The sequence below is a fragment of the Maribellus sediminis genome, from assembly GCF_011799805.1.
In the GTDB taxonomy this organism is placed as follows: domain Bacteria; phylum Bacteroidota; class Bacteroidia; order Bacteroidales; family Prolixibacteraceae; genus Draconibacterium; species Draconibacterium sediminis_A.
This window is the reverse complement of sequence record NZ_WXUB01000002.1, coordinates 610,431-633,975: the sequence shown is the minus strand read 5'-3', so window position 1 is coordinate 633,975 and position 23,545 is coordinate 610,431. Positions and strand designations below refer to the sequence as shown.

General features: G+C 43.0%; 11 protein-coding genes. 10 read left to right on the top strand and 1 reads right to left on the bottom strand.

What is annotated here, in order from left to right; translation table 11 throughout:
• Positions 1–11 precede the first annotated feature (11 nt).
• The 8 genes from HFD85_RS09000 (at position 12) to HFD85_RS08965 (ending at position 14,650) form a co-directional block, all read left to right on the top strand.
• The gene (locus HFD85_RS09000) at positions 12–902 is read left to right on the top strand and encodes an alpha/beta hydrolase family protein (RefSeq protein WP_167607971.1); all 891 of its coding nucleotides are present in this window, start codon (positions 12–14) and stop codon (positions 900–902) included.
• A gap of 268 nt (positions 903–1,170) precedes the next feature.
• A complete protein-coding gene (locus tag HFD85_RS08995; RefSeq protein WP_167607969.1) occupies positions 1,171–3,120 on the top strand; it encodes a glycoside hydrolase family 97 protein in 1,950 nt (649 codons plus the stop codon).
• A 34-nt stretch (positions 3,121–3,154) separates the two neighbouring features.
• On the top strand, positions 3,155–5,227 hold the full coding sequence (locus HFD85_RS08990) for an alpha-glucuronidase (protein WP_206081922.1): 2,073 nt from the start codon (positions 3,155–3,157) through the stop codon (positions 5,225–5,227).
• Between the two features lie 55 nt (positions 5,228–5,282).
• On the top strand, positions 5,283–7,892 hold the full coding sequence (locus HFD85_RS08985; RefSeq protein ID WP_167607967.1) for a glycoside hydrolase family 9 protein: 2,610 nt from the start codon (positions 5,283–5,285) through the stop codon (positions 7,890–7,892).
• A gap of 10 nt (positions 7,893–7,902) precedes the next feature.
• Positions 7,903–9,252 carry a family 43 glycosylhydrolase gene (locus HFD85_RS08980; protein ID WP_167607964.1) on the top strand — a complete coding sequence of 450 codons (1,350 nt, stop codon included), beginning with the start codon at positions 7,903–7,905 and terminating at the stop codon, positions 9,250–9,252.
• A 52-nt stretch (positions 9,253–9,304) separates the two neighbouring features.
• Positions 9,305–11,758, top strand: coding sequence for a glycoside hydrolase family 95 protein (locus HFD85_RS08975; RefSeq protein WP_167607962.1), 2,454 nt, complete (start codon positions 9,305–9,307; stop codon positions 11,756–11,758).
• Between the two features lie 10 nt (positions 11,759–11,768).
• Positions 11,769–13,067 carry a family 8 glycosyl hydrolase gene (locus HFD85_RS08970; RefSeq protein ID WP_240925025.1) on the top strand — a complete coding sequence of 433 codons (1,299 nt, stop codon included), beginning with the start codon at positions 11,769–11,771 and terminating at the stop codon, positions 13,065–13,067.
• Positions 13,068–13,114: 47 nt separating this feature from the next.
• Positions 13,115–14,650: an alpha-N-arabinofuranosidase gene (locus tag HFD85_RS08965; RefSeq protein ID WP_240925024.1), complete on the top strand. Its 1,536-nt coding sequence runs from the start codon at positions 13,115–13,117 to the stop codon at positions 14,648–14,650.
• A gap of 155 nt (positions 14,651–14,805) precedes the next feature.
• On the opposite strand, the gene HFD85_RS08960 is transcribed toward HFD85_RS08965, so the two are convergent.
• Positions 14,806–15,501 carry a hypothetical protein gene (locus HFD85_RS08960; RefSeq protein ID WP_167607960.1) on the bottom strand — a complete coding sequence of 232 codons (696 nt, stop codon included), beginning with the start codon at positions 15,499–15,501 and terminating at the stop codon, positions 14,806–14,808.
• A 219-nt stretch (positions 15,502–15,720) separates the two neighbouring features.
• Between HFD85_RS08960 and HFD85_RS08955 the strand changes: the two genes are divergently transcribed.
• The gene (locus tag HFD85_RS08955; protein WP_167607958.1) at positions 15,721–19,641 is read left to right on the top strand and encodes a hybrid sensor histidine kinase/response regulator transcription factor; all 3,921 of its coding nucleotides are present in this window, start codon (positions 15,721–15,723) and stop codon (positions 19,639–19,641) included.
• A 740-nt stretch (positions 19,642–20,381) separates the two neighbouring features.
• Complete coding sequence (locus tag HFD85_RS08950) at positions 20,382–23,537, top strand: SusC/RagA family TonB-linked outer membrane protein (protein WP_167607955.1); 3,156 nt, start codon at positions 20,382–20,384, stop codon at positions 23,535–23,537.
• The last annotated feature ends 8 nt before the right edge of the window (positions 23,538–23,545 follow it).

Genomic DNA, 23,545 nt, shown 5'->3' with positions numbered 1-23,545 from the left:
TCAGAATTAAAATGAAGAAAATACACCGAGTTTTATTTTTACTAATTGCATTGGCGGCAGTGTTTGCCAATCAGCTTACAGCACAGGAAAGTGCTTCGCGAGTGGTTGAAGACGGCGGAACCGGCGAATACAAAGCCATTATGATTTCTGAGCCTTCGTTGGCTACACACACTGTTTTCCGTCCACAGGATTTAAGCGTTTTTGGCAAGAAAAGCAAATTGCCTGTTATTGCCTGGGGAAACGGAGCTTGTGCCAACTCGCCCTGGGAACATGTTAACTTTCTGAACGAAGTAGCGTCGCACGGATTTTTAGTGATTGCCATTGGCCCTATGCCGGCAGAAGGAGAGCGTGGCGGTGGCCGTTCGCAATCGTCGCAATTAACCGATGCCATTGATTGGGCTATCGCGCAAAACAGCGACAAAAACAGTCCGTATTACAAAAAAGTAGATGTGGAAAACATCGCCGTAAGCGGAATGTCGTGTGGAGGGCTGCAAACCCTTGAAATGGCACCCGACCCACGTGTAACAACTGTGGTGGTGTGCAACAGCGGTGTTTTACCAACTCCGGGCGGAGGTATGCCGGGAATGCCGGCTTTGGTAAAAGACGACCTGAAAAAGTTACATACGCCTACGCTCTACCTTTTGGGAGGCGAAACGGATATTGCCTACAATAACGGAATGGACGACTACAAACGTATAAACCATGTGCCGGTATATGTGGCAAATTTGGATGTGGGCCATGGCGGAACCTATCGTGAGCCACATGGCGGCGAATTTGCAAAAGTGGCAACCGCCTGGTACCAGTGGCAGATGAAAGGCGACAAAGAAGCATCAAAAATGTTTGTAGGCGACGACTGCGAGTTGTGTAACGATCCTGACTGGAAATTTGAATTCAAAAATTAATAGGCTACTGAAATGTCCTGGTAAATAAATTACTCATGTTTCACTGTATGTTGAATTCCAGTAAGTTGAGCTTGCTTCTTTTTGACATTTTTGCCAATTAATATCTAAAATGGTAATTAGAATGTCTAAAATGGGAAATAAAAGTAAGTGATCATGGGTAATTTTAAATTTGTAAATGGTGTCGGTTTCTGTGGGCTTTTATTTCGTAATAAAGACGAAGCCCGGTGGGGCCTTTAAATTTTTTTTAAACTGCATTAAACCTAATTATATGAATAAAATAAGCATTATCTCGCTGTTTCTGATTTTTAGTTTTTCCCAATTGAAAGCACAAATTCAGGAGGTCTCAAGTCCTGACGGAAAACTGAATGTTTCTGTGAACATTGAAAACGGATTGCCGGTATACAGTGTTACTTTAAATGGAAAGAATTTCATTGAATCATCGCCTCTTGGAATTGAAACCAATATTGGCGATTTCAGCAAGGACTTGACCCTGGCAGAAAACATCGAAAGAAATGAGGTAAAAGATTCGTACGAACTTCGAAACATAAAAAAAAGCAAGGTAGACTATCAGGCAAACGAAGCTGTTTTTTCTTTCCAAAAGGGTAACCGGCCTGTTATGGATATCATTTTCAGGGTGAGTAACAACAATATTGCATTTCGTTACAAGGTTCATCAGCGAAGAGATACCCGTTCGTGTGTGGTAAATAACGAATCAACAGGTTTTGTTTTTCCGGAGGGAACAACAACCTTTATGTGTCCGCAGATGAAGCCTATGACCGGTTTTGCCCGCACTGCCCCGAGCTACGAAACCGATTATACGCTTGACGACGAAATGGGAAAAAATGGCTGGGGATTTGGCTACACCTTCCCGTGTTTGTTTAAGGTGAACGATGCCGGTTGGGTGTTGATATCTGAAACAGGAGTTGATAGCCGTTATTGTGCCAGCCGACTGGTGGGAAACGAAGACAAATCTTATTCAATAGCCTACCCGCTGGCTGAAGAGAATAATGGCAACGGTACAAACACTGCCGGAATTCCTTTGCCGGGATTTACTCCATGGCGAACCATTACCGTGGGCGAAACACTGGCTCCGATTGTTGAAACAACGATTCCTTTTGATGTTGTGGAGCCACTTTACGAAGCTTCTCAAGAATACAAATATGGAAGCGGCAGTTGGAGCTGGATCATAAAAATGGACGGTGCTACAACTTTTGACGTTCAAAAAGAATACATTGATTTTAGCGCAGCCATGGGATTTGAAACCGTTTTGGTGGATGCATTGTGGGATACACAGATTGGCCGCGATAAAATTGAGGAACTGGCACAGTACGCTGCCTCTAAAGACGTTGCCTTGTATTTGTGGTACAACTCAAACGGTTACTGGAACGATGCTCCTCAGGGACCACGCGGTATTATGGACAATCCCATAAATCGCCGCAAAGAAATGGCCTGGATGCAAAGTATTGGAATTCGTGGTATAAAAGTCGATTTTTTTGGTGGCGACAAACAGGTAACCATGAAGGTGTACGAAGACATTTTATACGATGCCAATGACTACGGGCTGTTGGTCGTTTTTCATGGTTGTACTCTACCACGTGGCTGGGAACGCATGTTTCCGAACTTTGCCTCTGCCGAAGCTGTTCGTGCCAGCGAAAACCTGCATTTCGGTCAACGAAGCTGCGACCTTGAAGCGTTAAACGGCTGTTTGCATCCCTTTATCCGTAATGCTGTTGGTAGCATGGATTTTGGCGGAAGCGCCCTCAACGAGTTTTACAATGCGAACAATACGCCGGGAAGAGGAACGAAACGACTGACTTCAGATGTTTATGCTCTGGCAACAGCTGTTTTGTTTCAAAGTGCAGTGCAGCATTTTGCATTGGCGCCCAACAACCTTACTGATGCCCCTGCATGGGCCATCGATTTTTTGAAAGAAGTACCCACTACCTGGGACGATGTACGTTTTATCGACGGTTATCCCGGAAAATATGTTGTACTGGCGCGCAGGCACGGTGATACCTGGTATGTGGCTGGTATTAACGCACAGAAAGAACCCCTGGAGTTAACTGTAAAACTGCCAATGATAGCTGCCGGAAGCAGCTGCAGGATATATAGCGACGATGCCGGTTTGAGCGGTAAACTTGAAACTATCGAACTTAACAGGAATCAGGAGATTAAATTGTCGATTCCGGAAAATGGCGGAGCATTAATCGTGAACTAAAAAGCGGAAAAGCTAAAAAAGATAAGTAAAGTTAATGATGAAGCTATTGACAATCCTTCTTGCTTGCTTTTTGATCAGCACAGGTATTTATGCCGAAAATGGTCACAATTTATGGTTGAGGGCAAAGAGCTCAGTACCGGTGGAAGTAACGTGTGCAAAAAAATCACCTACCATTGATATTGCCATAAACGAACTTAAAAATGGCTGGCAAGGTAAAACCGGACAAACAATTGAGCTGAAGGTTATAAAAGATAAGCTATTAAAGGAAGATGGTTTTCGATTAAGTAAGGATGGCATTCAGGCAACAACTGATGCCGGACTTTTATACGGAGCTTATGAAATGTTGCGCCGGCAATACACCGGGCAGGAAATCAGAAATGAACTGATAAATCCTGACTATAACCTTCGCATGCTCAATCATTGGGATAATCTGAACGGAAGCGTTGAAAGAGGTTATGCCGGCCGTTCCATTTTCTGGCACGGAATCGATTCTTTGCAAGTAACCTCAGGAGATTTAAAGCTTTGGAAGGAGTATGCCCGCACCAATGCTTCGGTTGGTATTAACGGAACGGTACTGAACAATGTAAATGCTTCGCCATCAGTTTTAACTACACCTGTTTTGGAGCGTGCAAAAGCTGTTGCCGATGAACTCCGACCTTACGGTATTAAAACTTATCTGGCCGTTAATTTTGCTTCTCCCGAGGTGATTGGAGGCCTGGAAACGGCCGATCCTCTTGATCCGGAGGTGAAAGCCTGGTGGAACGAAAAAGTAAAGGAAATATATGATTTGATTCCCGATTTTGGTGGTTTCCTGGTAAAGGCAAACAGCGAAGGACAGCCAGGGCCACAAAACTTTGGGCGCACTCACGCCGATGGTGCAAATATGATGGCTGAAGCACTTGAACCGTACAACGGCATTGTAATGTGGCGTGCCTTTGTTTATGATCCATCGGATGAAGACCGTGCCAAACAAGCGTACAATGAATTTATGCCACTGGATGGACAATTTCATGACAATGTGATCATTCAGGTAAAAAACGGTCCTATCGATTTTCAGCCACGCGAACCGTTTAGCCCCTTATTTGGTGCTATGAAAAAGACAACTGTAATGCCCGAATTGCAGATTACAATGGAATATTTGGGACAGTCGGTGCACCTGGTTTTTCTGGGAACCATGTGGGAGGAGTTTCTAAAAAGCGAAACCTGGCAAGAAGGTGCAGGTAGCACGGTGGCGCGATGTACTGATGGAAGTATATTTAATCAGAAATACAGTGCCATTGCAGGTGTTGCCAACATCGGACTCGATGACAACTGGTGCGGGCACGACTTTGCTCAGGCCAACTGGTACGCGTTCGGAAGACAGGCCTGGGATCATTCTATAAGCAGCGCTCAAATTGCTGAGGAATGGATAAAATTAACCTTTGGCCCGGATAGTTTTAACGACAAAGAAATCACACCGGAAATTGAATGGAACCTGGCGTTTGTGGAACCGGTTAAAAACATGATGCTTGAAAGCCGCGAAGCAACTGTTAATTATATGATGCCCCTGGGACTGCATCATATTTTTTCGGCACATGCACATTATGGACCGGGCCCCTGGTGGGCCCCTCCGGGAATGCGAAAAGACTGGACTCCACCATATTATCACCAGGCCGATTCCCTTGGAATTGGATTTGATCGAACAGCTGCAGGCAGCAATGCAATTAGTCAGTACCACGAACCATTGGCCACTCAGCTCAGCAATGTCAATGTGTGTCCCGAATCGCTTTTACTTTGGTTTCATCATTTACCGTGGGATTACCAAATGAAAAACGGACGTAGTTTATGGGATGAGATGTGTTACCGCTATGATGCCGGAGTAAAACAAGTGCGGAATTTTCAACAGGTTTGGGACAGGACCGAGCGTTTTGTCGATCCGGAACGTTTTGCAGCCGTTCAGCATAAACTTACCGAACAAAGTATGAACGCACTGGAATGGAAAGATGCCTGTTTGCTGTATTTTCAGCAGTTTAGTAAACTGCCGATACCGTATGAACTGGAGCGTCCGATGCATACTATGGATGAATTACTGAAACGTGACCGACAACGGGTTAGAGCAAGTCAGTAATCGGCTCAAACAACAATTAAAGAATTTGGTAAACCAACAACCTAATTAAACAATTATGACAAAAATAGTGAGGTGTAAAAAGTGCATATCCGTTAGAAAAAAAGTTATATATGGATTTTTTGCTTTGTTTCTGCTTGGCAGTTCACTTCCGGTATTAGGGCAGGCGCTAAAGGTGAACGAGCTGGAATATTTCGAGAAAACAGGTGTGAATGTCCTGGTTTTTAGCAGTGAATACAACGGAATGTTCTTTGATGAAAAAACGGCAGCTGTTGAAATTATACATCATGGAGTGCGTACTTCTACCGGTGGGGCGGTGCGACTTCAAAACACACCCGAACAATGGGATTTGGTACCCAAACTAATCGATCGGAAAGTTGATCGTGAAAACAACACGATTGAGGTAACCATGCGTTACGAGGAGCTTGATTTCGATTCGAGATTACTGGTTTCTTCAAAAGACAAAGGCGTGGAAATTAGTGTTTTTCTCGATGAACCACTTCCTGAAAAATTGCACGGGAAGGCCGGATTTAATCTCGAATTTCTGCCATCAGCTTATTTCGAGAAAATGTATCTAATGGATGGCAAGCCGGGTTCTTTCCCTCGCTATCCGTCGAGCAATACAAAAATTGCGCCCGGAGCAGAGAAAATTGAACAGTTTGGTGGGCACACAACTTTCGACAACCGGGGTAAAGACGAGTTTATAGTTCCTTTTCCATTGGCCACCGGAAAAACCCTGGTTTTAGCACCTGAAGATCCGGAACATTTGATTAGAGTATCGAGTTCAGAAGCCGATCTGATGCTGTTCGATGGACGAAATGTAGCACAAAACGGTTGGTTTATTGTGCGCAGTTTATTGCCTGTAAATAAATCCGGAAAAGTACTGACATGGTACCTCGAGCCCAATGCCATAGCAGGATGGAAACGGCAACCGGTGATTGGATTTTCGCAGGTGGGTTATGTGCCCGATCAGAAAAAAGTGGCTGTAATTGAACTGGATAAAAATGATACCCCCCGGAAAGTTGCTTCCGTATTGCAGGTAACAGAAACAGGTGAATATGTTGAAAAATTGAAGGGAGAAGTAAATGTATGGGGCGATTATCTCCGTTACAATTACGCTAAGTTCGATTTTAGTGAAATAAAAGATCCGGGAATTTATTGCATAAAATACGGCGATCAGCTAAGCAATACTTTTGCCATCGGCCCTGATGTGTACAACACGGTTTGGCATCCTACTTTAGATGTTTGGTTTCCGGTGCAAATGGACCACATGGAGGTAAACGAAGCTTACCGCACCTGGCATGGCGAACCTTATAAAGACGATTGTTTACAGGCTCCGGTGAACTGGCAGCACTTCGACGGTTACCGTCAGGGACCAACCACCGATACGAAATACAAACCGTTGGAACGCATTCCGAATATGGCCGTTGGCGGTTGGTTTGATGCAGGCGATTTCGACATTCAAACCGGTTCGCACAATAGCGTTATTTCCAGCTTTGTTGAACTTTGGGAAGAATTTAAAGTTGATCGCGATGAAACTTACATCGACCAGGAAACCCGTTACGTTGATATCCATCGCCCGGATGGACAACCTGATATTCTTCAGCAGATTGAACATGGAGTATTAAACCTGGTTGCTCAGGTTGAAAACATTGGTCACCCGGTGCGCGGAATTATTGTTCCAAACCTGCACCAGTATCACCATTTGGGAGATGCAATGACCGAAACCGACAACCTGCCGTACAATCCTGAACTCAAGCCATACGAAACCGACGGCGTTTCGAGTGGAACTCTGGATGACCGATGGGCTTTTACCAACCGAAGCTCCTTTCTTGATTATCAAACCGCAGCTACACTTGCAGCAGCCAGCCGGGCGCTAAGAGGCTATAATGAAGAACTGGCTGAAAAGAGTTTGAAATATGCCCAAAAACTGCTTGAAGAAGCTGATGAGGCGGTCAAAAATGCAAGCGGAGATTCCGATCAGCCCTGGATGCGAAGAATGCGTGTTGGAGCTGATTTGACCACCGTACTCCAATTGTACATCACCACAAAGGAGCAGAAATACATCGATCGTTTCGAGGAAACTATCTGGACCGTTCTTGATCAATCGGATCGTGGGTCTGATTTTGGCCAGATGTTTTTTTCCAGCCGCAGTCTGAATCCCGCTCTGCAAGCCATACCTTATATGGATGCAGCTTATAAGGCAAAACTGAAAACATATATCGAAAAGTACCGCGAGTCAATTACAAAAATGGAAGAAAACAATCCTTACGGCCTGCCAGTATCGCGTAGCGGCTGGGGGGGAAGCGGAATGGTTGTTAACGCTGCCATTACCAATTACTATGCCCACAAAGCTTTTCCGGATATCATTGACAAGGAACAGGTTTTTAAAGGGGTGAATTTTATTTTTGGTTGCCATCCGTATTCCAACCTTTCGTTTGTAAATGCAGTTGGAACAAAATCGAAGAAAGTGGCTTACGGAAATAACAGGGCCGACTTTACTACCATTGCCGGAGGTTTAGTTCCCGGATTAATGTTGCTCAAACCCGATTTTCTGGAGAATAAAGATGATTGGCCGTTCCTGTGGGGCGAGAATGAGGTAACTATCGGAGGATCGGCAGAGTACATTGTGCTTGCGAATGCCATTCTTGATCTTGTAAACGAATAGAAAAAAAGAAATGAATAATATCAAATTATTTTTTGCTCTGGGATTTATCTTGACCCTGTTTACCGTGAATTCCGGTGCTCAAAATCCAATTATCCGCGATCAGTTTTCGGCCGATCCAACGGCACGTGTAATAAACGGGAAAGTGTATGTTTTTCCTTCACACGATATTCCTACTCCGCCCGACAAAAACCTGCGCGAGAACTGGTTTTGTATGCCCGATTACCATGTGTTTTCATCAGAAAACCTAAGCGATTGGACCGACCATGGTGTAATTGTAATTCAGAATAAAGTGCCATGGGTTGATTCTACATCATACAGCATGTGGGCACCCGATTGTATTGAAAAAAACGGGAAATATTATTTCTACTTTCCGGCCAATAAAAATGTGGCGGGTCCAAATGGCCGAAAAGGTTTTGGAATTGGAGTAGCCATTGCCGATAAACCGGAAGGGCCATACGTTCCGCAGGAAAATGCAATTGAAGGTGTTTTTGGTATCGATCCGAATATTCTGATCGATAAAGACGGACAGGCTTATTTGTATTATTCGATGCGGCATATTTTTGTGGCAAAGCTTAAGGACAATATGACGGAGCTGGCTTCGGAGCCGGTGGCGATTGCCAATTTGCCCGAAAAAGGACTAAAAGAAGGCCCCTTTGTTTTTGAACGAAAAGGAAAGTATTACCTCACATTTCCGCACGTTGAGAACAACACCGAACGCCTTGAGTATGCCATGGGAGACAGCCCGATGGGGCCGTATACAATGACCGGCGTTATTATGGATGAATCAGAAACGGGTTGCTGGACGAATCATCATTCAATGATTGACTACAAGGGACAGTGGTACTTATTTTATCATCATAACGATTATTCTCCCAAATTCGACAAAAACCGATCGGTGTGTATCGACAGCCTGTTTTTTAATGCTGATGGAACCATTAAAAAAGTCATTCCAACAAAACGGGGTGTTGGCCTTTCTTCTGCCGGCAGCCCGATTCAAATAGACCGGTATTCTGCCATTGGCGAAGGTGCAACAGTGGAATTTATCGACAGTTTGAATACCTTTGAGGGATGGAAAACAGTTTTCGACGGTAGTAATGCCTGGGTGAAGTACAATGCTGTTGAGTTCAGTAAAAAAGTAAAAACGCTTGAGTTGAAGGTTTTAGCTGAATCAGGAGGAAGAATCGAGGTGCGTTCAGAAAAATTGGATGGACCTCTTGTTGCTAAAGTCGAAATTCCCAAAACAACAGGCTGGAAAACGATAGATGCCAAAACACTAAAAATTGAACCCGGAATACACAATGTGGTGGTGTCATCGGTAAACGATGCACCGGTTGAAATTGACTGGATCCGTTTTAAGTAAGCGCGCAGCTCAAAAAATCGGAGAGTAGTTATTGATATAAAAAACTTAAACGATGAACAAACAAAAGCGAAACCTGACTTACGCCTTAATTTTATTTGTGGTTTTAATCTCATGCACACCGGTCGGAACTCCGCCTTTAAAGCTGTGGTACGATAAACCTGCGGAAAAATGGGTGGAAGCGCTGCCTGTTGGAAATGGCAGACTTGGAGCCATGGTTTTTGGCAATCCTGTGCATGAAATTATTCAGTTGAATGAGAACACTTTATGGTCGGGAAGTCCGAACCGGAACGATAATCCGGATGCAATGGAAGCTTTGCCGGAAGTTCGGAGGCTGATTTTTGAAGGAGAATACGCAAAGGCCAGGGAATTGGTGGATCAGAAAATGATTACCAAAAAATCGCACGGCATGTCGTATCAAACAGCCGGAAACCTGAAGCTGACTTTTCCCGGACATGAAAACTACAGCGACTATTATCGCGAGCTTGATTTGAATAGCGCGTTGGTTCGTTCATCGTATAAAGTTGGTGAGGTAAGCTACGAAAGCACCGTGTTTTCATCATTTCCCGATCAGGTGATTGTGGTTAACATTACAGCAGACAAACCCGGATCGCTGGACTTTTCTGTTGCCTTCGACCGACCATCAAATGTTACTGTAGAATCCAATAACGATGAACTCATTATGAGGGGTGTCAGCAGCGATCACGAGGGAGTTAAAGGTGCAGTTGAGTTCGATGTGAAAGCAAAAATTGTAACCTCCGGCGGGGATGTATCGGCTCAAAAGGAGTTGCTCGAAATCAAGGATGCAAATGAGGCCACCATATATATTTCGATGGCCACTAATTTTAACCGTTACGATGATTTGACAGCTGATGCCGGAAAAAGGGTGGATACTTATCTTGAGAATGCACTTCAAAAGAAATACGATAGAATTTTAAAGGATCATATTGCCGACTATCAAACGTATTTTAACCGGGTGAAACTGGATCTGGGTGAAACTGATTCCATACTAAATCCAACCGATGTAAGGGTAGCAGACTTTGCAAGTGGTAACGACCCGCAGCTGGTTGCACTGTATTTTCAGTTCGGTCGTTATTTGCTTATTTCTTCTTCGCGCCCCGGTGGTCAGCCGGCCAACCTTCAGGGAATATGGGCCGATCAGTTATTTCCGGCGTGGGACAGTAAATATACCGTGAATATCAATACTGAAATGAATTACTGGCCTTCGGAAATTACGAACCTTACCGAAATGAATGAGCCGCTGATTCAGATGGTTCGCGAACTCGCAGAAACAGGTAAGCAAACGGCGGGCAATATGTATGGAGCCAACGGTTGGGTGTTACATCATAACACCGATATCTGGCGCATTAACGGGCCAATTGACGGAGCAAACTGGGGAATGTGGCCAATGGGCGGAGCCTGGCTATCGCAGCATTTATTTGAAAAATATTTGTTCTCGGGCGATGTCGAATTTCTGAAATCGGTATATCCGGTACTTAAAGATGCAAGCCGCTTTTTTCTCGACTTTTTAGTGGAAGAACCCGAAAACAACTGGTTGGTAGTTTGTCCTTCGGTTTCGCCTGAAAATACACCTTTCGGTCGCCCGACTTCTTTGGCTGCCGGAACAACAATGGACAATCAGCTGGTATTCGACCTGTTTACAAAAACAATGGAAACAGCGCAAATTCTGAATACTGATGAAGAACTTGCAGAAACACTGGCTGAAACATTAAACCGAATGCCTCCCATGCAAATTGGTAACTGGGGGCAATTGCAGGAGTGGATGCACGACCTTGATAATCCGAACGATCACCACCGGCATGTTTCGCATCTGTACGGATTATATCCGTCGAATCAGATTTCGCCATACCGCACGCCGGAATTGTTTTCGGCTGCCAAAACATCATTGCTGGCACGTGGCGACGAATCCACCGGCTGGTCGATGGGGTGGAAGGTAAACCTTTGGGCTCGCCTGCTCGACGGCGATCATGCCTACAAATTGATTACCGACCAGTTAAAACCAGTTGCCGGCCGAAGAATGAGCGGAGGAACGTATCCGAATTTGTTTGATGCACATCCGCCTTTTCAGATTGACGGAAATTTCGGTTGTACTGCCGGTATTGCCGAAATGCTGATGCAGAGCCACGATGGAGCGATACATCTGTTACCGGCGCTTCCATCGGTTTGGGCAAAGGGAAATGTTAGTGGACTGAAAGCCAGGGGCGGTTTTGAAGTTGATATGGAATGGAATGGTGGTAAATTGGTTGAGGCTAAAATTGAATCAACGTTGGGAGGTGTTTGCAGAATACGCTCGCATCAACCGTTAAAAGGCGATAAGTTGCAAGAAGCAGAAGGAAGCAATTCGAATGGCTTTTATCGTCTGCACGAAGTGAAGAATCCACTGAATCACGCTGAAAATAACATTCAACCCGTAGCATTAAAAGAAATTTACGAGTACGATATGCTTACGGAACCGGGTGAGGTTATTACGCTTCAGGGAATTGAATAAAACTATGAATATGAACAAGAAAGAATCAATAATTACAATCATACAAACCAGGATATTCATGTTTGCAATGCTGTTTGCTTTACTGCTGGTTTCAGCCGGTGATTTACACGCACAGGTAGCAAAAAAAGGTGCCTATTATACAGGTAAATACCCCAATATTTTTTTAAAAGCCGGTTACAGCGAGGAAGAAATACAGGCAAAGCTGGATAAGGTTTACAGCGATCTGTTTGAAGGCCCCAATCGCATTTATTTCGAAGTAGGCGATTCCATGGGCTATGTTTCCGACATTAAAAACCACGATGCCCGCACCGAAGGCCTTTCTTACGGAATGATGGTGGCCGTTCAGTTAAATAAAAAAGACGTCTTTGACCGTATTTGGCGCTGGTCGGTAAAATATTCGCAGCACCAGACTGGGCCACGCGAAGCCTATTTTGGCTGGAGTATTAATCCGGAAACCGGCAAGATGAACTCTCCCGGATCGGCTTCAGATGGAGAACTGTATTATGTTACAGCTCTCTTGTTTGCGTCCAATCGCTGGGGAAACGAAACAGGAATTGACTACTATGCCGAGGCCCGCCGAATTCTGGATGCCATGTGGAAAAAAGACGGCACCGGTGGTATCCATCACATTATAAATGTTGAACACAAGCAAATCAGCTTTGTTCCCGAAGGCGGGGGTTACAACTGGACCGATCCTTCGTACCATGTTCCGGCCTTTTTAGAAGTGTGGGCCGATTTTGCCAACGACGGGCACGAACAGTTTTACCGTGAGTGTGCCGATACCGCGCGGGCATTTCTGCACAGGGCTTGCCATCCGGTTACCGGTTTAAACACCGATTATGCCAATTTTGACGGAACTCCACATTCAACACGCTGGATGCCGGCGGCGTTCCGTTACGATTCGTGGCGGGTACCGATGAACATTACCATGGACTATGTTTGGTTTGGAAAGGACAAAAACTGGCAGGAAGATTATGCCGGACGATTCCAGGGCTTTTTACGATCGCAGGGAATGAACGACTTTGCCGATCAGTACAATCCCGACGGTACGAAACCTGAATGGATACTTCAGGCCGGTGGTTTCCGGAAATTACGCCATTCGCTGGGATTAATCTCCACTTCAGCAACACTTTCGCTGGTTGATGATGTTGATCCGGAGCTGGATTTTGTGCATAAAATCTGGAATGCAAAGTTGGAACCTTACGAAGATGGCTATTTCGATCCGTATTACGATGGCTTGATGTACCTGTTTAGTTTAATGCATTTAAGCGGCAATTACCAGGCAATTTTACCCCATCAAACTGAATAATACGCAAGGACCTTAAAAAGAATTCAATCAATATTAAAGAATAAACTATGATGAAAAAAATGAAATTAACTCTGGCCGGTTTGTTAGTGCTTGTTACCGGCATAATTTACGGGCAAACTACAATTACTCTTTATCCCGATCAGGCTGAAACAAAAATCAGCAAGGAAATATACGGCCATTTCGCCGAGCACCTCGGACGGTGCATTTATGGGGGGATTTTTGTTGGCGAAGACTCGGATATTCCAAATACCCGGGGATTTCGCGATGACGTTACCGGTGCTCTTATCGATATGAAAATACCTTTACTGCGCTGGCCGGGAGGTTGCTTTGCCGATACATACAACTGGAAAGATGGAATTGGACCTCGCCAGGAACGTCCTTCGATGGTGAATGTACACTGGGGCGGCGTTACCGAAGACAACAGTTTTGGAACCCATGAGTTTCTCGATTTTTGTGAGTTAATTAATGCAGAACCTTACATTAATGTGAATGTTGGATCAGGAACTGTTCGTGAAGCTTCGGAGTGGATTGAATATGTTACTTCGTCGAACATCAGCCCGATGACGGATTTGAGAAAGAAAAACGGACGCGAAGAACCCTGGGATGTAAAATATTGGGGAATAGGTAACGAAAACTGGGGCTGCGGTGGCGAAATGACACCTGAATATTATTCCGATGTTTATCGGAACTATGCCTCTTATGCGCGTGGTGCCAGGTACAAAATTGCCTGTGGCGCAAGTGATTCAGATTACAACTGGACCGATGTGCTGATGAAAAAAATGCAGGGCAAAAGGAACATCATGCAGGGATTGTCGTTGCACTATTATACGATTACCCACAATTGGCAGAAGAAAGGTTCGGCTACCGACTTTGATGAAAATGAATGGTTTACCACCTTAAATAAAACCCTGTTCATGGACGAACTGATCCAGAAGCATTCTACCATTATGGACAAGTACGATCCTGAGAAACGAATAGGATTAATTGTTGACGAATGGGGCAACTGGTTTGATGTTGAACCCGGAACCAACCCGGGATTTCTTTATCAGCAAAATACCTTGCGCGATGCCCTGGTTGCTGGTATTAACCTGAACATTTTTAATAATCATGCCGATCGTGTTAAAATGTCGAACATTGCTCAAACAATTAATGTGCTGCAATCGGTTATTTTAACGAAAGATGACGAAATGGTTTTAACACCAACCTATTACGTATTTAAAATGTACAGCGTTCATCAGGAGGCAACAATGTTACCTGCCACCGTAAAAACCGGAGAATACAAAATGGATAGAAGGTCGGTACCAACCGTTAATGCATCGGCATCAACCAAAGACGGGGTAGTGTCAGTTACAATTTGTAACCTGAATCCAAACGAAAGCGAAAGTGTGGAGATTACTATTCCCGGAAGCGATTTTTCAGAAGCAAGCGGACAGATTATTAGCGCTCAAAAAATGAATGCCTACAACGATTTTGGAAAGGAAGAGTTGGTTAGCATGAAAGAATTTGCAGTAGCGAAACCTAAGAATGGAAAGCTTACGCTCGAACTGCCATCGAAATCGGTTGTACTCGTTCAGTTAAAATAAGCTAACAAGATCTAAATACGACAAAAGGAAGCCTGCTGGCTTCCTTTTTTTATTTGTCAAAATATATAGCTAATTGATAAGATCACACTTTGAGTTGGAGATTAGGTTTTAAATATGCTTTGCATTCGGTTAACACCCCTATACTAACGCTTAAACTAGTTCTCAGCACTGTTGCAGTAGCGGACAAGTTCAATAAAGTCAGCTTCCTTCCGGGGATTTAACTTCTTCGATTTTGCAAATTGTTCAATGTCGGATTTAAAAGGTTTTAGCGCTGCAAAAATTTCCTTTTTATTGGCTTTTATCGCTTTCGGAATTCCCTGTCCTTCAGCAAGCAGGTAAATTTCATCCTTTCTTTCAATCCTGTCGGGTTCGGCGTCCTGAAAACCGATGGCTTTTGTTGCAGGTTTAAACTCGGCCGAGTACTTTTTAAAGAGACTGAGGCGGCCTTCAACCAGTTGCTCTAATATTCCCACTTTTTTTTCGCCATCCGCCACGTAGCCGCCGGGCACAAATACGTGTTTGTCAAACCTGAATGTGTAGGTTTGTTCCTCCATATTTAGTTCGAGCACCTGGTCATTTTCGTTTCGAAACTCAATTTTATCATTCAGAATGTTATAACGCAAGGGAACATTCACAATGCGCAGACTGTCATTTATCAGCACTTCTCCCTGAATAAATTCGGCTTTCAAATACGGTATTCCGTCTATGTTATCATATATCGAAGCAGGATTTTTACTGTTTCTGTAGGTTATATGATCAGAAAGTGTACTAATATCGCCTATTACAAACGACTGGGCAGAAACTGAATGAGCCACCAACAAAACAAATGCGAGAAATACAATTCGATGCATAATTTCGGTTTTTAAGTTTTTCTCAATAAACAAATGATAAATTATTAAATGTTACAAATTTGGTTATAACATTTTATGATTTAAATATTTTTAAGCGATTATCCCTTCACGCACCAGTTTCTTTACTACGTTGAGTGAATGATGAATGGTACAAATTCATTCGTCTGAGTTTTTTTATTTCATTGTATTGCTTTATTTTGTTGCTCAAGGAACCGGATTATGCAAACCATTACTAAAATTATATATACTCTGCAGCTGGTGTTGCTGATATTTTTGCAGGCTGCAGCCCAAAACGAAAAGAACGTTCAGTTCTATAACCTGAATGAGGAGTATGGCATTTCGATGCGGGAAACCAACCAGGTTTGTGAAGACGACAACGGATTTATTTGGATATCGTCGAAAATGGGAATACTTCGGTACACGCATGATGATATTCGTGTTTACCAGGTTCCGTATGAGTCGGAGGATATTATTACGGTTCGTTTGGAATACATGAATAAAACCCTTTATGCTTATACTAACAATGGACAGATTTTTAAATACAACACCATTCAGGATAAGTTTGAGATCGTAACCAATGTTACTAAATACCTTGAAGATACTCACATTACCGTAGAACGCATGCTGGTTGATGCGTCAAACACTTTTTGGGAAGCTTCAAGCTTTGGTCTGCTGAGTTATAACAATAATAAAGAATTCAAAATTTATTTCCCCAACGAACAGGTTCAATTCATTGAGTGGTTGGATGACCATCGTTTTTTTTGTGCCATCGACGGTTCCATTCAAATTTTTAATACCGAAACACTTGTTTCAGAAGAATATTTCAGTTTCCCTGAAGACAAGCAATTCTACATTTCGTATATGGAATACGATCGTAAAGAAAACTCACTTTGGCTGGGAACACTCAGTGACGGATTGTATTACTTAAATTTTAAAAACGGAGAACTTCAGCTAAAGACCATCGAAAAAATCCCCGGGCAACCTATTCAGGCCATTGAACCCATTTCAGGGACAGCTTTGCTTATTGGTATTGACGGGCAGGGAGTTTGGGAAATTGATAAGGAAACGCAAAAAATAATTTCAATATACAAGGAAGATTCGGACAACCAGAACTCACTGAGAGGAAACGGTGTTTACGACATTTTTTGCGACCGGAATAGCAGGGTCTGGATTTGTACCTACAGCGGAGGAGTTTCTTTTTTCGATCAGGCGAGCAGTTCAGCGGTTACCAAGATTTCACATATTGTTAATAATAGAAATTCGCTCGTAAACAACGATGTTAACAGTGTTTTGGAAGACCGCAACGGAAACCTGTGGTTTGCCACCAATAATGGTATCAGCCGCTGGAATGTCAGAACTAACACATGGAACTCTTTCTACCACAACATGGAGCAGAATGCCCAGGTATTTCTTACGCTTTACGAGGATTCGAAAGGAAGAATATGGGCCGGTACTTATTCTTCCGGAGTTTATATTCTTGATGGTAATACGGGAACTGAGCTCAAACATTTAAATTATGAGCAAACAAAAGGAAATTTCGAAGGTGATTTTATTTTTAATATTACCGAAGACAGCCAGGGAACTGTTTGGATTGGCGGTGTTCGTGGCGACCTGATCCGGTATAACACCAAAAACGATACGTATAATTCATACGATAACTATACCATATACATCATTGAAGAATTCGGGCCCGATAAACTGCTAATGGGAACGACCTACGGTTTGTTGCTGTTCGATAAAAATACAGGAACGCATGAAGTTATGGTAGAAGGCTTTGTTGTGTACGATATTCTTCTAAAGGATGACGATGTTATATGGATGGCTACTAATGGTGACGGAATAATTCGTTACGATATCCGGAATAAAACAGTGGAACGTTTCACCGTTGATTCAGGGCTGCCCAGCAATTTTGTGAACAGCATTATTTACGCCAACGGTTACTTATGGATTGGAACCGAACTTGGATTGTGCCGCCTGGATGAAAGCGATATGACGATTCTTACCTTTAATTCGCTATTGTACCTCAATAATGTATCTTTTAATCAGGACGCGCATTACCTGCTTTCAAACGGAAACCTGATTCTTGGATCGAATGTGGGTGCATTGATGTTTAACCCCGAAGACCTGAAGTCGACGCAGGAGCAGGGACAAATTTACATTCAGGATATCTCGGTTTCGGGCCGGTCAATTCGCGATATCGAAAACCTCGCGCCATCGGTACCTATAAATAAGCTGGATGAAATTTCGCTCAGGTATTTCCAGAATACGCTTAGTTTGGAGTTAATTCCGATTGGATTGCAGTCTCCGGGAGCCAAATTTTCGTGGATGATTGAGGAGATGGATATGGATTGGAGCAAGCCGGCTAACAACAGGATATTATCGTATTCCAACCTGTCGTCCGGCGATTTTACTTTAAAAATCAGGATGTTCGATAATTCGCTCACCAAAATCATTTCCGAACGTATCATTAATATCCGAATTGTGCCGCCGTTTTGGGAACGCTTGTGGTTTAAATTGGTAGCAACTTTATTTGTTGCCGGTATAATTATTTTTGGCTTCTTCTTTTACATCGACAGGCTTAAAACGCAGCATTCAGAAGAAAAAATCAGGTTTTTTGCGAATACGGCACACGATATACGTACTTCGCTCACGCTGATTACCGGACCTATTGAAGAACTCAACAAAGAAGAAAATTTATCGAACGACGGATTGAATTACCTTCACCTTGCAACCGACCAGGTTCAACGCTTGTCGAAAGTAGTTACTCAACTGATGGATTTCCAGAAAGTTGACGTTGGAAAGGAAAAAGTGGCCTTTAAATCGGTTGACATCATTAAAGTGATCGAAAACAGGGTGATGATGTTCGAATCGTTGGCAAAACGAAATAATATAGAATTGGTATTTAATGCCAACTGCGAGCATTACCAAACGTCGGTCGACGAGCGGATGATCGATAAGGTAATTGATAACCTGATATCGAATGCCATTAAATACTCTTTTCCTAATTCGATGGTGAACATCACTTTACGTTGTATTCCAAGCAGGTGGACACTGGAAGTTCAGGACACTGGAATTGGTATAAGTAAGAAAGCACAAAAGCTGTTGTTTAGAGAATATTACAGAGGAGAAAATGCGATTAACACAAAAATCGTTGGATCCGGAATAGGGCTTTTGCTGGTAAAGAATTATGTGTCGATGCATGGTGGAAAAATAACCTGTGTCAGTCAGAAGAAAATGGGATCAACCTTTCAGGTTACAATTCCTTACAGCGAGAAAAATGACGCTACCCGCGAATCGAAAACGGCTGACCAGTCCATGAAAGACATGTACACGCTTGCAAATGTAGGATCAACGATCAACAAGGAAGCTGATTCAGGTAACAATAAAATGAAAGTTTTAATTGTTGAAGATCACGAATACCTTCGGGAATTCCTGAATTCGGCCATGCAAAAGCAATTTATTGTATACCTGGCCGAGGACGGCGAGGAGGCCTGGAAAATAATTCAGAAAAATTCGCCCGATTTAGTGGTGTCAGATATCATGATGCCAAAAATGGATGGTTTCGAGCTCTGCAAGAAAATCAAATCAACCTATGAAACCTCTCATATTCCCATAATTCTTTTAACCGCTTTGGCCGGTAAAGCCCAGCAGCTGCAAGGGCTGGGAATGGGGGCCGACGATTATCTTACCAAACCCTTTGATGTTACCTTATTACAGCAACGGATTAAAACACTGATTAGGAACCGCGAAACCATCAGAGACAAGGCAGTTAGGATAATAAAACTCGACGACGAGCAGGAAGTTATTCTTGATAACGAACTGAACGACAAGTTTCTGAAAAAAATGGTTGAAACGGTACGTGCAAATTTGGCTAATCCTCAGTTTTCAAAAAACGATTTTGCAGCTGCAATGCACGTTAGTCCATCCTTGCTTTATAAAAAAGTAAAGTCGCTAACCGATCAGTCTCCAACCGAGTTTATTAAAATTTTCAGATTGGAACATTCACTTACCCTGTTAAAAGAACAGAAACATACCATAACCGAGATTAGCGAATTGTGCGGTTTTGCCAGCGTTGGTTATTACAGCACGGTTTTCCGAAAACACTACGGTAAGTCGCCCACACAGGTATTCGAAAAATAATCTTTTAGCTCTTTTCCATACAGAGGGTATTCAAAATTTAGCTTTTTAGGTTTGAAATTGCTCAATAAGCTATGAATTTGAGTAGATAAAAGAAGTGTGTCTTAAGAATCTATTATTCCGAAAACGCCTGTAGGCAAGGAGTGTAGGTTGGTTTAAAGGTGATTTATCTCAAATCACAAATCAAATATCTAATATTTAATACCTCCCCACAGTAGCAATAATATTTTTGAAATGCTGTGCGTAGTTATAGCGGACGCGCAGAAGCCAATAAACTAAACGCCTAAATGGAGGACTAAATGAAGTTGGAGACGCTTAGGAATAAATTAGTTCGCACCGTATATATTTCGGGCGACAACTTAATCCCTTCCACCTTAATGAAAATTCGTACAGGTTTGCGGCATTTTGCAGCCGTAAATGCTGCTATGTTTTTTTATGATCTCAGGTACAAATTTATAGTAATTCAATCTGGCACACATAACCAGATGCCCGGATATCCTTAGGCAGGTTTTTCGTGAGTTAGCCTTGTGTCAACTTACAAGCTAATATTAATTATAGGTATAAATTCAATTTTAAACACTAAAACTTAGATCTTATGAGTAGAAACATTTTCAGACATTCTGTCTTTCATTATTTCCTTTTAACATTTTACTCGTGGCCTTAGTAGAGGTCGATATTTAAGGTGAGTAAAACAATGTCTAATGAGATTTAGAACTCTTTTGTCAATTTAATTAGAGAATATAATGAAACACAGAATTAAATTATCATCTCAAAAAGTTACTTTATTACTATCAATAAAGAACTGCTTGATAAAAACGCTGGTATTTGTATTTGCGATTCTCATCAATGTATCGGTATTCGCGCAGGATACACGAACATTGAGCGGAACTGTTGTTGATGCACAGAACAATCCTGTTATTGGTGCAACCGTAATTGTTAAAGATACGCGTATCGGTGTTCCCACTGATGTGGACGGAAATTTTGAGCTGCAAATTCCGGTCGATAAGGAGGTAATTATTATCTCTTTTATTGGTATGGAAACACAGGAAATTAATGTTGCCAACCAAAATAAAGTTCAGGTTACACTTGAATCGTCGAGTGTACAATTGGAAGAAACCGTTGTGGTTGGTTATGGACAACAGAAAAAAGAAAGTGTTGTGGGTGCTATTACCCAAACCACTGGTGAGGTTTTGCAACGATCGGCGGGGATCACCGACATTGGTTCCGCTTTAACCGGTAACCTTCCCGGGGTTATAACCATTTCAAGTTCGGGTATGCCAGGTGAGGAAGATCCTAAAATTCTTATTCGCTCGGCAAGTTCATGGAACAACAGCGAACCACTTGTACTTGTTGATGGTGTTGAACGTCCGCTGGGCAGTGTCGATATCAACTCTGTTGCATCGGTGTCGGTACTTAAAGATGCATCGGCAACCGCTGTTTTTGGTGTAAAAGGTGCAAACGGAGTAATTCTTATTACTACCAAACGTGGTAAAGAAGGTTCGGCACGTATCGATGTTTCGGCCAACATGACCATGAAAGTACCATCGAAATTGCCAAATAAACTTGATTCGTACGATGCTTTAGCGGCTCGTAACTATGCCATCGAACACGAGCTGGGTGTATATCCCGATTCGTGGGGTTATATGACACCACAAGACATAATCAACAAATACCGTTTCCCTGCCAACCTTGAGGAATCAGAGCGTTATCCAAATATCGACTGGCAGGACGTATTGTTTAAAGATTATGCCATGTCGTACAATGCAAATGTTAACGTTTCAGGAGGTACCCGGTTTGTAAAGTATTTTGCTTCAGCCGATTTTGTTAATGAAGGCGACCTTTTTTATGTATTCGATAACGGACGTAATTACGATTCGGGATACAGCTATAACCGTATCAATGTGAGAAGTAACCTCGATTTTCAATTAACAAAATCTACACTTTTCAGGTTAAACCTTGCCGGATCGAATGGTGCCAGAAAAACTCCATGGGGGCAAACAAATTCGGGTGACTGGGCAGTAGCTCAGCAATGGGCCGGTGCCTACAACATTGCTCCCGATGTATTTTTACCACAATATTCAGATGGTTCATGGGGATTTTATCCAAATATTTCGAACGTATCGAACTCGGCGCAAAATCTTTCGCTTTCGGGAACGATGCTTTCTACTACCACACAAATCAATACTGACTTTATCCTGGAGCAAGAGTTGGATTTCATTACTAAAGGTTTGAAATTCAGGGGAGCCATTTCATGGGATAACACATTTCTTGAAAGAAACAGGGGTATTAACGACCTCTATAACGATGCCCAGCAGAAATGGATTGACCCGGAAACCGGCGTTGCCACTTATAAGAAGGAATACGAAAACAACAATAAATTCGATTTCCAGCAGGGAGTATTGTGGAATGTTTCGGCTGGATCGGTTCAAAACGGTGCCACCCAGCGTAACCTGGAGTACCAGTTGCAGTTGAACTGGGCGCGCGAGTTTGGTAAACACAACATTACTGCCATGGGCCTGTTCAGCCGCAAAGAACGTGCAACCGGTAGTATGATTCCGGAATTCCGCGAGGACTGGGCATTCCGTACTACTTACGATTTTGCATCAAAATATTTTCTTGAGTACAATGGTGCCTATAACGGATCGGAAAAATTTGCTAAAGATTACCGTTTTGCATTTTTTAACTCAGGAGCAATCGGATGGATGATCTCGGAAGAATCATTTATGGAAAACCTCAGTTTTTTGGATATGTTGAAACTGCGGGCATCATATGGTGAGATTGGTGACGACAGCGGAGGTCGCTGGTTGTACCTTACTCAGTGGGCCTACGGCGGAAACTCGTCGTTAGACCTGAACCACGGAACCAGCCCATACACCTGGTACCGGGAATCGACAGTTGGAAACCCTGATGTAAGGTGGGAAACCGTTAAGAAGTTTAACTCAGGTTTAGATTACGCTTTCCTTAATGGATTGTTTGCCGGTAGCATCGAATATTTTGTCGATAATCGTGTTGATATTCTTATCAGAGGTGGCGATCGTGCCGTACCTTCATACTATGGTACAACACCACCTACAGCTAACCTGGGGAAAGTTCGCACCGAGGGTTATGAACTTCAGTTACGCATTAATAAAGTACTTGCCAACCAGGTACGTCTTTGGGCCGACCTGAGTATGACACATGCCATGAACGAAATCCTGGAAAGAGACGATCCTGCGCTTTACGAGGATTATCGTAAGCAAGCCGGATACAGCCTCGGTCAAACCAGAGCTCATGTCGATGCAGGCTATTTCAATACTTACGATGCATTATATGGCAGCCCGATGCACGATACCAACGACCAGTACAAAGTTCCGGGCGATTATTACATTCTGGACTTTAACGGCGATGGTGTAATCGACAGTAAAGATCAGATTCCATGGGGATATTCTGATTCTCCTCAAAATACATACAATGCAACTGTTGGTTTCGAATGGAAAGGATTTAGCGGATTTGTTCAGTTTTACGGTGTAAACAATGTTACACGAAACGTACCGCTTACCAGTTTCGGAAGCCAGTTGAATACGGTGTATGATGCAGGAACCTGGTGGTCGAAAGATAATACCAATGCAGATGTAACTGTTCCGCGTTGGTTGTCACGTCCGAGTTACAACTCAGGTACCCAGTACCTGTACGACGGATCGTACGTTCGCTTAAAAAATGCTGAAATAGCCTACACCATGAATGGTGGTTGGATAAATAACATCGGATTCCGTTCCCTGAAGATATTTGTTAACGGAAATAACCTTTGGGTATGGTCGAAAATGCCTGATGACCGTGAATCGAATTTTGCCGGTTCAGGTGGGCAGGGAGCTTATCCTACTTTGAAGCGATATAATTTAGGAATAAGATTTACATTATAATTATGAGT